The sequence below is a fragment of the Reyranella soli genome (assembly GCF_007992495.1).
In the GTDB taxonomy this organism is placed as follows: domain Bacteria; phylum Pseudomonadota; class Alphaproteobacteria; order Reyranellales; family Reyranellaceae; genus Reyranella; species Reyranella soli.
The window spans coordinates 1-9657 of sequence record NZ_BKAJ01000252.1; the positions used below are offsets into that span (position 1 = coordinate 1).

Annotated in this window: 13 protein-coding genes and 1 pseudogene; 7 read left to right on the forward strand and 7 right to left on the reverse strand. The window is 60.8% G+C overall.

From position 1 onward, the window contains the following. Positions 1–106: 106 nt before the first annotated feature. Positions 107–415 (reverse strand): hypothetical protein, encoded by a 309-nt coding sequence (locus tag RSO01_RS44365; protein ID WP_147157039.1) that lies wholly within the window; start codon positions 413–415, stop codon positions 107–109. Positions 416–590: 175 nt separating this feature from the next. Between RSO01_RS44365 and RSO01_RS44370 the strand changes: the two genes are divergently transcribed. Beyond that, positions 591–1055 carry a hypothetical protein gene (locus RSO01_RS44370; protein WP_147157040.1) on the forward strand — a complete coding sequence of 155 codons (465 nt, stop codon included), beginning with the start codon at positions 591–593 and terminating at the stop codon, positions 1053–1055. On the opposite strand, the gene RSO01_RS44375 is transcribed toward RSO01_RS44370, so the two are convergent. The 4 genes from RSO01_RS44375 to RSO01_RS44390 form a co-directional block, all read right to left on the reverse strand. Beyond that, positions 1052–2185, reverse strand: a complete 1134-nt coding sequence (locus tag RSO01_RS44375) for an SGNH/GDSL hydrolase family protein (RefSeq protein WP_147157041.1) — start codon at positions 2183–2185, stop codon at positions 1052–1054. The two genes, RSO01_RS44370 and RSO01_RS44375, sit on opposite strands and share 4 nt — an antisense overlap. A gap of 225 nt (positions 2186–2410) precedes the next feature. After that, a complete protein-coding gene (locus RSO01_RS44380; protein WP_147157042.1) occupies positions 2411–2758 on the reverse strand; it encodes a hypothetical protein in 348 nt (115 codons plus the stop codon). A 475-nt stretch (positions 2759–3233) separates the two neighbouring features. Beyond that, the gene (locus RSO01_RS50190) at positions 3234–3290 is read right to left on the reverse strand and encodes a hypothetical protein (RefSeq protein WP_373868001.1); all 57 of its coding nucleotides are present in this window, start codon (positions 3288–3290) and stop codon (positions 3234–3236) included. 491 nt (positions 3291–3781) lie between these two features. Beyond that, complete coding sequence (locus RSO01_RS44390) at positions 3782–4396, reverse strand: TetR/AcrR family transcriptional regulator (protein ID WP_147157043.1); 615 nt, start codon at positions 4394–4396, stop codon at positions 3782–3784. Positions 4397–5016: 620 nt separating this feature from the next. Here RSO01_RS44390 and RSO01_RS44395 point away from each other — a divergent pair. From RSO01_RS44395 to RSO01_RS49700, 4 genes are all read left to right on the forward strand, one after another. Next, entirely contained in the window at positions 5017–5196 is a 180-nt protein-coding gene (locus RSO01_RS44395) for a hypothetical protein (RefSeq protein WP_147157044.1), read from the forward strand. A 10-nt stretch (positions 5197–5206) separates the two neighbouring features. Then, complete coding sequence (locus RSO01_RS49695; protein ID WP_281291638.1) at positions 5207–5338, forward strand: hypothetical protein; 132 nt, start codon at positions 5207–5209, stop codon at positions 5336–5338. Between the two features lie 200 nt (positions 5339–5538). Then, a complete protein-coding gene (locus tag RSO01_RS44400) occupies positions 5539–5799 on the forward strand; it encodes a hypothetical protein (RefSeq protein WP_147157045.1) in 261 nt (86 codons plus the stop codon). A gap of 48 nt (positions 5800–5847) precedes the next feature. After that, positions 5848–5976: a hypothetical protein gene (locus tag RSO01_RS49700; protein WP_281291639.1), complete on the forward strand. Its 129-nt coding sequence runs from the start codon at positions 5848–5850 to the stop codon at positions 5974–5976. A gap of 237 nt (positions 5977–6213) precedes the next feature. Here RSO01_RS49700 and RSO01_RS44405 read toward each other — a convergent pair whose 3' ends face one another. Both RSO01_RS44405 and RSO01_RS44410 read right to left on the reverse strand, forming a co-directional pair. Next, entirely contained in the window at positions 6214–6912 is a 699-nt protein-coding gene (locus tag RSO01_RS44405) for a LysR substrate-binding domain-containing protein (RefSeq protein ID WP_246159231.1), read from the reverse strand. A gap of 75 nt (positions 6913–6987) precedes the next feature. Next, complete coding sequence (locus tag RSO01_RS44410; protein ID WP_147157046.1) at positions 6988–7326, reverse strand: hypothetical protein; 339 nt, start codon at positions 7324–7326, stop codon at positions 6988–6990. Positions 7327–7719: 393 nt separating this feature from the next. Between RSO01_RS44410 and RSO01_RS50195 the strand changes: the two genes are divergently transcribed. Both RSO01_RS50195 and RSO01_RS50200 read left to right on the forward strand, forming a co-directional pair. Then, entirely contained in the window at positions 7720–8145 is a 426-nt protein-coding gene (locus tag RSO01_RS50195) for an IS110 family RNA-guided transposase (RefSeq protein ID WP_373868000.1), read from the forward strand. A 60-nt stretch (positions 8146–8205) separates the two neighbouring features. Continuing rightward, positions 8206–8645, forward strand: a pseudogene (locus RSO01_RS50200) (transposase). Positions 8646–9657 lie beyond the last annotated feature (1012 nt).

Genomic DNA, 9657 nt, shown 5'->3' on the forward strand with positions numbered 1-9657 from the left:
CATGTTCAGCCTAGGAGGGGCGTCTCGGCGCATCTCTAGGAGCGCGCTGCGATACTTCGCGGCCGATTGTTCAGAAATGTGCTGATTCATCGTAGACTTCCTAACCTCATCCGACTTTCAGTTGCGGGTAATTTGATGGCGCTGGCGCGGGACGGCTCTCGATGTCTGATGCATCGATCCACGCTTGCATGGCGCGGGCCTTCTCCGCCGTGTCGAAGCAGAACACACGGCAATAAAACTCGTTACCGCGTGTGCCGGCATAGGCGAGGTACTCGGCGCCGGCTGCAATCGTCACCATTGCGGTCATGACCTCGTCGTTATCCGAGGGGCGCAGTAGCTCGTCGCGCCGCATGAGCGCCTTGTATGGAAGTCGCTTCAGCGTGTTGGCAAAGGGATTTCCTTTACGGCGAACCATGGCTCAGAGATTCCTCATGAAGGCGTGCGCAGCAGAGCGTGTCGTGAAGCGGGTTGCAGTGATGCGGCGATGGTCCACCGTCTCTCACGCTTGTTACGCGCTATGTCGCCGACCTCGAGGCTACCGGTGTCGCATTGCTCAATCCGTGGTTACCTCAAGCGGCCAGCGGCGCGGAGTGAAGCAATCAGACGCATCCGTGGCCGCGCCAGTGATCGCCTTCCAATGTGCGGGCAGAGAGGTTCATGCCTGTGTGTCTTTGCTGACCGCATTCCTGCCGGTGTCGGCGCTGCGCTCTGTCAGAAACAAAAGCGAAGTCAACGTGATTTCCGGTTCGTTGATGATCGAGTGGGTGCGGCAACGGCGAGGGGCAGACTCGAGACGACGCGATGCGATTCGCACGTTGAAATCGGTATCCCTCTCGCTGACCCTGATACGACACCTGCCGCAGCAAATTGTCATCCGTCCTAGTCAGATAGGTGACTTCAACGACCACCTGGGGGCCGCACAGTGGACCCGCGAGAGCTTCAGGGGGAGCCGAAGCGGCTATCGCTCGGCGGCGGTTCAGCAGGCGGCATCTTCGCTGCTCGCTGCTGTGCCAGCCCCCCCGGCCACAGCCGGGCGTCCGGCTGCCAGGCATTAGCGCCGTAGTTGTCCTAGAGCCTTGTCTAGGTGAGGAGCTAGGATCTCCGCCGCAACGGCATGGCCCTTGGCCGTCCAGTGCGCGTCCTGCAGGAAATAGAGAGCCGCTCCGCCTCGTTCGCTCATCGCCGTCGCTAGAGGAACGACGTTCGCGCCGTTCCTCGTGAATATGGCAGCGAGTCGGGTCGCTGGAAGGCTCGGCTCGATGATGCCTGTGGGCGGCGTGGCCGCCTCCCAGTTGACGTGCCTCCACTGCGTGCTTCCCACCTCCACGCTCGTCGGGATCAGGAATGGCACATAGGCGATGCCGGCAGTTCGCAGGCTCCTGATCGTTTCGCCGACGAGCTCGTCGGTCAGGTTCCACAGAGCCTCGTCTTTGGTCGATCCCGGACGCATGTAGTCGACGGTTTCGCCCACCCGCTCGTGCAGATCACGGTTGAGGAGCCAGCGCGCAATCAGCACCACGAGCTGCGAATTGAGCGGTGGACGTTCCAGCCAGTCGGACCGGAACTTCAGGACGCCGCGATCACTCACCTTGATCTTTGAATCCTCGACCGCCTGCAGGGTGCCATTGGGCGCGCGGACCAGCCGGTGGTTGAACAGGGTGCAGACGTGCATCCAGTAAAAGCCCTGTACGACGACGGCGGGCTGGTAGCGCTCGATCATCTCCTTCATCATGACGAGCTGCTGGTCGAACGTATACATCCAGTGTCCGGCATTCACGATCCGGAGCTGTGTTCCCGGCCGTCGCTCAGCCATTAGGCGCGCGAGCACCTCGGAATAGCGCTGCTCCTTGGCCACGCCCCAGCCGAAGGTGAAGGAATCACCGATGAAGAGCACGGTGGTAGCGCCTTCCGCTTCCGTCGCGATCGGCCCTTCGCGCAGGCCGACGTCGTTGGTTCGGATCTGCGTCTCGAACTCGGGGGTGCGATAGGTGAGGCGGAGATCGGGCTGGTAGCGCCAGATGGTGAGCGGGTCGGGGCGGCACATCGGCAGCTGCTCGTCCTGGTAGGTAGAAGCCGAGTCGGCAATCCAGCGGGCCGCCAACTCGCCCACGCCCAGGATTGCGATGATGGCCACGATGTTGAAAGCCATCACGAATGCCCAGTCCAATGCTTTTCGCGTCTTCATTTGTCCCGGTGATTATCGACAAATGTGCACTTCATATAAGCCGCGCATTCGTCGCTGGCGACTACGTTGAGTTAGCGGATCGTCGCATACAGGCGGGTGTGCACCATGTCACCGTCGTGCATGCGGCAGTCGTAGTACTTGATCTCGTGCAGCCAGCTGTCAGCAGTCGGCGCCTCGTCAACCAGGCGCGTGAACTACGGCTTGATCCACTCGCCGGGTTAGCAGTCATTCCAACGGCACGCATTGGAGAATTGGCTTAGTTGTTGTCTCGAAGTCCCCGTAAGTCTTCGCCTCTGGCGGAACCTGCCTCGCTGGCTGCCACCATCTTGCGAGTTGCGAACGAGAAAATGGCATAACATCCGCAAGGGGCCCCGATAATTGTCGGGCCAGCTCTTGCAATTCTGCTCCATTAAGATCTGAAATAATGGGGCCAAGCACTTCCGGCACATCAATCCCACCTGAGAAACCGACTTCTTGCAAACGGGCAACGATGGCGGCGGCAATAGCCCACCCGCGGAGGTGAGTTCGGGCGCTAGGCTCGAACGAGACCAGCGGATCGGAAAGGATTTCCATGCGCTAAGGATGCCGTGCCACAAGGCTCGACCGCGCGTGATCAGCGTGTGGCTTTGTATCAACTATTTCCGGTTGAGTAGAAGGGGTCCCGGATTCACCGGACCGTCCCACACCCACCTAGCGGCGCGAAGCGGCTTGCCCGACCGCTCTCCCACAAGCACGCAAAGTGTCGCCGCGGCAGCCCTGGCAGTCTGGGCGACACTTTGGTGGTACCGAAAGATTGATTAGGCGCCGGAAGGGAAAGAGTCCCGCCGGCGCCCTGATTACGAGGTTTACAACAGAATCAGCCTAGGGTGTCTAGACCGATAGTCTCGGGCCGCTGTATTACTTCCCTCCATTGCTTTTCCGCCGCCTCGGCAACATCCTTGTCGGGAAAGCCCCTCAGCTTGCCTAGTCGCTCCAATGCCATCGGGCAGCCGCCAGAGGGCCAACTCGCTGCCGAGCCAAATTACCGGCGCTTCAAGCCGGCCTCAATTCAACGGCGAACCGCCTCGCTGCGACTTACGCCACGTTGTTCAGCGTGAGCGTCCAGTAGTTCAACGAGTCTTGGAGAAAGGCGAGCAGGAACTGATAGACCAGGGCCTCAGGCATTGGGAGGGCGTCCTCGGTCGAGGTCAGATATGTGACCTCGACCAAAAGCGCGGGCTTCACTTAGTGCACCCTAGTCTAGTCAGCTCATGAGCTGGGGCTTGATCCATCTAGACGACCGAGTCTCGTTCCCGCGCCCTGGACTGGAGTACATCCGGCTTTTTTTCCTACGCAGGCGCATTGTCATTAGCTCATTTGGGCCCAGCCGTGATTGCTTGCGTATGGCTACTCTACGGTAGCCCTCGCTCCCTGCACGGCAAATCAGGAGAGGATGGTCAGGCCTCGCATAGGTATACGTTGCCCTATGCGGGGCCGCTCCGCGCCGCTGATTTCTAGAGGGATAGGGGGAGAGGGGTCGTCGACCCTGTGCAGTGGGAAGCTGCTCGAGGCCTCTGACAGCATCTAGATCTTCAGCCTCAACCTTGGACGGCCTCTTCACTGGGCGGCGGCTGACAGTAGTCGCCCGATTGAAACGGTCCAAAGTTCGCGAGCCGCTTCAATTGAGAGGCCGTGGTCTTCACGTATCCGGCCCCAGCTCTCGAAACCAGTCAGAAGGTCCAAGCTAATCAGAACCTGAGCGCGCTCAGGCTCCGGCAACATCGACAATTCTGGCCCGTACACCAGTGCGAGCCGCGCCATCATCGCCGCGCGAATGCGCACGATCCGAACTGCCAGCTTTTCCGATTGGCTTTTGTAGCGCAGCAGTGTGCGCCACAACGGCAGCCACTGCTCGCAAATGGCGGCCCGCCCTTCAACTTGGGCCTTGAGCCGAGTATCGAAGTCGGCATCGACATTTGGCACCGGCGCCTGCGCCAGGGCTTGCTCAAAAGCGTAATCGGCAACCGCAAGGCTGAGAGTGAGCAAGTCCGTGAAGCGCTCAAACACCGATCGCGTGGAAATGCCTGCACGCTTCGCAATCTCCTGAGCTGTAGGCGGCTCTTGATTCGCTCGTACGAGGTCGAGGTACGCCTCAATGATGGCCTGTCTGGTCTGCTCACTCCGCCGACGGCGACCATCAATGGATGGTGGTTTGGGATCTGAGTCGTCCATTTTTGCTTCCAGCGGGATCTAGGGTTGGCCGCTGGCGCGTAGCGGACCGCCGGTGCCCTGGCGGTTGCGAAGGCTTTGCTCATTGCCCCAGTGCGTACAGCGCGCCATGTGCGTAAAACGCTGGGCGTTTGAACTTTACTAAGGGGCGGTGCAGCCTAGCCGCACCGTCCCACACCCCAAGAGACCATAAGAAGCGGTCTTACGACCGGCCCATGCCTCAACCCACACTTTGCGACCTTGACCTATTTGCTGCGGCGCGGAAAGACATTTCTTCGCTGATGCAGTAATTGAATCTTGCAGTTGGTGGCCTGTTTAGGCGCCTTGCGCAGTAGCTGCCAAGTTGGCGCCTGCGGGCGAGCAAACTAGCCAAGGGCAAGCGGCGATGTCGCGGAATCGATCAGAGCCGCACGGCAGCTAGGGCGGGGCCTTCGCGCACACCAGCCTCCGTCGCGATGGCGGCAATCGGAGAAGGCGGGTCGGCTAGCAATCATTCGGGCTAGCGGCCAATCCTATCCCGCGTTCTGTCCAGTGGCCATCCGTCAGCCTGTAGGTGCCGGCCGCGCCATTAAGGTTTTCGCGCAAATCGAAGAAGGCGATACGGCACTTTGGAAAAGCAGCCGTTGCCGCTGTCGTCGCCTGTATGGGACGGCGTCGACATCACCTCGGCCAATGCCGCTGTACTGCAGGCACATTTCCGCCGAGAGATTGCGCCGTTGATCGAGGCGACGTGCACCGCCGATCCCGCCCGCTATTTCGAGATCCTCGAGAGCATACGCCCGCATCTGTTTCCTGGGCGTTAGGAGACAAGCAATGGACGTGTATGCCAGCAACTGGAACGAAGTTGACAACAACAACAATACGCCGTCACCGGAAGGCTGCGTGCCTTCAGGCGTGAAAAACGGGGCGCGCGCGATCATGGGCGCCCATCAAGCGAGTCGATAGTCAGCAGAACCCCATGACCCTGGGGTACGACCCTAGCGTATACCCGACCTACGATACCGCGCCGGGTGCCTACATTGATGGCATGACACTCTGCGTGCGGTTAACGGCGCCAATCCGACCTTGAACGTGAACAGCTTGGGAGACATTCCGCTGTCTCGACCTGGCGCCGATCTTGCGGCAGGCCGGTAAGGGGTGTGTTGGTGGTCGACTTCACCAACCTGCCGACGAACGTCAACAACCTGCGAATTGAATGGGAGGTGAAGTCCGCGACGAACGGCTCCAACATTGGCCTGCAGACCTATGGCGCCGATGGCAACCGCGGCAGTGGTGCTAACGACTATTCGTGGTGGTCCGAGACGGTGAACACATCACCCGCGGTTGGCATATCGTCCGACATCACCTCGGACGCAATCGCGCTCGCTGCCCGTGTCAGTAGCGGGGCCGCTGGTTGCGGTGGCTGAATCGACCTTCAGAACATTCAGGCGGCCACCTACACCAAGGCCATCCTCGTGACCAACTACCTTGAAAGCACCGGGACCAATGGTATCGGCATTGTCGGCTGGGGCAAGCGCTTGAGGCTGATCGCATCGGCGGCTTTCGCCTCTTCTCCAGCGGCGGCAACATTCCCGGCCTGGTGACCGTATACTATCCTGGCGCCGAGCACGGACTAGGATGCCCTCAAGATCCGATGTTTCCTCACGGGCTGATCGTGATTCCACGTCGTCGGTCGCCGACATAAGCCTGCCGGCTTCCCGCGGCTAGAGGCGAGCTCCACTTGGGCCGCGCGCGCGGCTGCGTACCAAATGGTCTCGAGACTTCGCGCACGCATTCGATGAAGATCGTGGCCGCTGGACTCAGCGTGCGGTCCCTCAAAGTTACGATGGCCGCGGAAACATTGACGTGCGTGGCAGTTCGATCGGAAGTGTCTTCAGATCAAGATCACGGCCGCCGAATTTCACGATCGAGCTTGGCAGCAAGGCGATGAACTTTCCGGAAGCGGACAGCCGGCAACAGAGGTGAATCGACAGCGTCGTGAGCGGGGTGGGGGGCATGTCCACTCCGCCCGCACGAAACAGCTCGGCGACAGCGGCGCCCGGGAAAGTGTCGGGCGGCGGTAGGATCCAGGGCTCGTCTGCAAGATACGCCAAATCCAACCTGGAAAACCGCACCCATCTGCTTTGCTTTCCCGCGACCACGACCCGCGGGTCGTTGAGGAGGGACTCCACCACGAGGTCTTCCGCGGCGAAGTTTGCCGGCGTCCATCCCAGCCACAAATCGATCTTCCGCTCGCGCAGTTCGCGATAGTCGAAGGTGCCAAGTACAGTCTGCGCGACATCCAGGCGAATTCCCGATGCCGCCGGGTGAATCGGTCGATCACGGCCGGAAGCAGACCGGCTGCCACGCTTTCCGAACTGCCGATGCGAAGCTGCCCGACAGCCGGTGGCCAAAGGGGTGGGCTCTATGCCGTGGTGGCCGCGGTCGAGAAGCCGGACACCGAGCGTCCGTTCGATGTCTGCAATTGCCCTCGATACAGCCGGTTGGGCGATCGCGAGCTCGGCGGCGGCCTTAGCCATAGTTCGCCGCGACGCTCGTCGGTCGCTTTCGCCTCGCTGTCATTCAAGGGATTGGGATGCTGGCGGCACTCAAAGTCAGTCGCCGCTTTTGAGTACCCTCTCCATCCTCTGGTAAGTGGCGTCGTCCATCCGCGCGAAGGTCTTCGAGGCCCATTCTGAATCACGCGTGGTCTGCTCGGGTCTGAACACATTCGCGAATCGCTCGGCATCGGCTTCTTCCTCAAACGCGGCATAGACAACTCTGGCTTCCACCTTGAAGGCATAGTTGCCGACTGCACCCAAGCTCGACGCAAGGCGTTCCAGCTTCGCCCTCGCTCCAAAAAGCTTAGGTAACAGCGCCCCTTCCAGCTTCATCTCTAGAAGATGCGGGCGGTGATGGTCGCGCAGAAATTCCTGCCAACGCATTTGGGGCATTCAATCACCTCCCGTCTTACTGGGGCAAAGTGATATTATCGAAGTCGAATGCCGCTTATCCAGTTCTGTTGGACCATCGGCCGATCTACGCGGTTGACCTTAAATGGTTGCCGACGGCCGCAGGACGGGATCGCCGCTAGTGCCGGTTTTGACTCGGACAGCGGTTTTGGCGTCTGGCTGGACGCGGGACTCACCGAGCCGACAAGACGCTCCGGTGAGTCAAATTTTGACTCTCGAGGACCGTTGGCTTGCTACCCTATCGCCCCATTGTCGAGAGACCGCGGCAGTGTCTCCGGGGAGACGCATGGAGTGATGTGATGGGGTGGACGGCCCGTGCACCGGCGCAGCTGTGTGATGATGTGGCCGTAGAGCCACGTCTAGAGGAGCCGTCCCATGCAGCAAGGTGTTGTGACCGTCGGGTTGGACCTGGCGAAGAACGTATTTCAAGTCCACGCGATCGACGCGGAAGGCAAGGTACTCATCCGCCGGCAACTACGGCGATCTGAGGTGTTGAAGTTCTTTGCTGTGTTGGCGCCGTGCCTGGTCGGCATAGAGGCATGCGCATCTGCCCACCACTGGGGGCGTGAGCTGATGCGCCTCGGCCACAAGGTGCGATTGATGCCGCCGTCGTATGTAAAGCCATATGTAAAGCGGGGTAAGACCGATGCTGCCGATGCAGAAGCAATCTGTGAGGCGGTTACCCGTCCGACGATGCGCTTTGTCGCGGTGAAGACACCCGAGCAGCAAGCCGTGCTGATGCTTCACAAGACCCGCGATTTGCTGGTCCGGCAGCGAACTGGGCTCATCAACGCGCTATGAGCACATCTGGCCGAGTACGGCATCATCAGCAGTAAGGGGCCAGGTGGCGTCACGGCGTTGATGACAGTGCTGCACGAAGCACAGGAGCAGCTGCCGGCGCATGCACGCTCGGCGCTCTACACAATTGGGGCACAGCTTCGGGCTTTGGCAAGCGAGATCAATCGGCTCGAAGCGCAGATTCTCGCCTGGCACCGTACCGACGCTGCTAGCCGCCGACTGGCGACCATCCCGGGCATCGGACCGATCACTGCCTCTGCGATTGCCGCGGCGGTGCCGGACGACGCGATGTTCCGATCCGGGCGGCAGTTCGCGGCTTGCTTGGTCTCACGCCGCGCCCGCAAAGCTCCGGCGGCAAGGAACGGCTTGGTGGCATTAGCAAGCAAGGTGACGGCTATTTGCGACGGCTGCTCGTCGTGGGCGCGACGGCAGTGATGCGCATGGTGCGGAAGAATGCTAGCCGACGCCCTTGGGCGGCGCAGGTTCTTACCGTAAGCCGGTGAAGATCGCGACGGTCGCCTTGGCCAACAAGACAGCGTGCATTGCCTGGGCGGTGATGTCGCGCAACGAGGTCTATGTGGCGCCTGCCGCATGACCGCTGTTCTCGCCGTCGGCTGAGCTGACGGCAGGATGGTGCAGGAGTAGCTCAGTGGTGATGACAGACCGGTCAGACCGGGGATCGCCGAAACCCAGGGGAGCAGAGCGCCTCGAGCGCGATGACGTGATTTGGGAAACGATCCGCGGAATTCATCAGGGCCAGCAGCCATGAGGTGCTGCGCGAACAGGCCGTACACATGGATGCACCCGACCGGGTGCTCATCGCCAGCAAAAGCCACTTGCACCGCACGGGCCGTCCACACATGGCTCTACGGCCACATCATCACACAGCTGCGCCGGTGCACGGGCCGTCCCCCCATCACGTCAGCTGGTCTCCAGGACTCACCGATCCGACAAAACGCGCCAGTGTGTCAGATTTTGACTCTGGGGCTGTCATCATGCCTTGCTGAAAGTAAACTTGCAGGCCCGGCTGCCTACGCGCTCGCCAGTACCCGTCGCGCCGGTAAACTCCGCCGTTACTTGGAATGCAATGGGCGATGCGGAGGTAGCGAATTTCTGATTGTAATCGGCTGACCCGAAATACCCCGAGCGGACAAAGAAGCGGTGCCATCAGACTTGATCTGTCCCTCCGGCGTCATCGACGGACTCTGCCCCGTGTTGCGGTACTGTCCGACAAAATGACCGTTCTTCACGGTTGCGCCATAGCGCCACGTGTAACCTCGCGCGCCTTCCTGGGTCGTCTGACAGGTTTGGAGGACGGACCACTCACCGTCGAACGACTGGGCGTTGGATGACACCCAGGGTAAGCTTGCACAGATCATGGCAAGCAAGACGGTGTGACGCATGGCTGGCTCCTTCTCCGTCATCGCGCCGTCACGCGCGCCCGTCCGGGAGATGGAAGCGCTTAACGAACGGGCGGACCCCGGCAAAAGCTGCCCCCGCAGTCAGACTGAAAGT

Coding starts and splice junctions, on each gene's coding strand:
- RSO01_RS44410 (WP_147157046.1), bottom strand. CDS start 7,326: ATGCCCCAAATGCGTTGGCAGGAATTTCTGCGCGACCATCACCGCCCG.
- RSO01_RS44380 (WP_147157042.1), bottom strand. CDS start 2,758: ATGGAAATCCTTTCCGATCCGCTGGTCTCGTTCGAGCCTAGCGCCCGA.
- RSO01_RS44405 (WP_246159231.1), bottom strand. CDS start 6,912: ATGGCTAAGGCCGCCGCCGAGCTCGCGATCGCCCAACCGGCTGTATCG.
- RSO01_RS44365 (WP_147157039.1), bottom strand. CDS start 415: ATGGTTCGCCGTAAAGGAAATCCCTTTGCCAACACGCTGAAGCGACTT.
- RSO01_RS44375 (WP_147157041.1), bottom strand. CDS start 2,185: ATGAAGACGCGAAAAGCATTGGACTGGGCATTCGTGATGGCTTTCAAC.
- RSO01_RS50195 (WP_373868000.1), top strand. CDS start 7,720: ATGCAGCAAGGTGTTGTGACCGTCGGGTTGGACCTGGCGAAGAACGTA.
- RSO01_RS44390 (WP_147157043.1), bottom strand. CDS start 4,396: ATGGACGACTCAGATCCCAAACCACCATCCATTGATGGTCGCCGTCGG.
- RSO01_RS49695 (WP_281291638.1), top strand. CDS start 5,207: ATGGACGTGTATGCCAGCAACTGGAACGAAGTTGACAACAACAACAAT.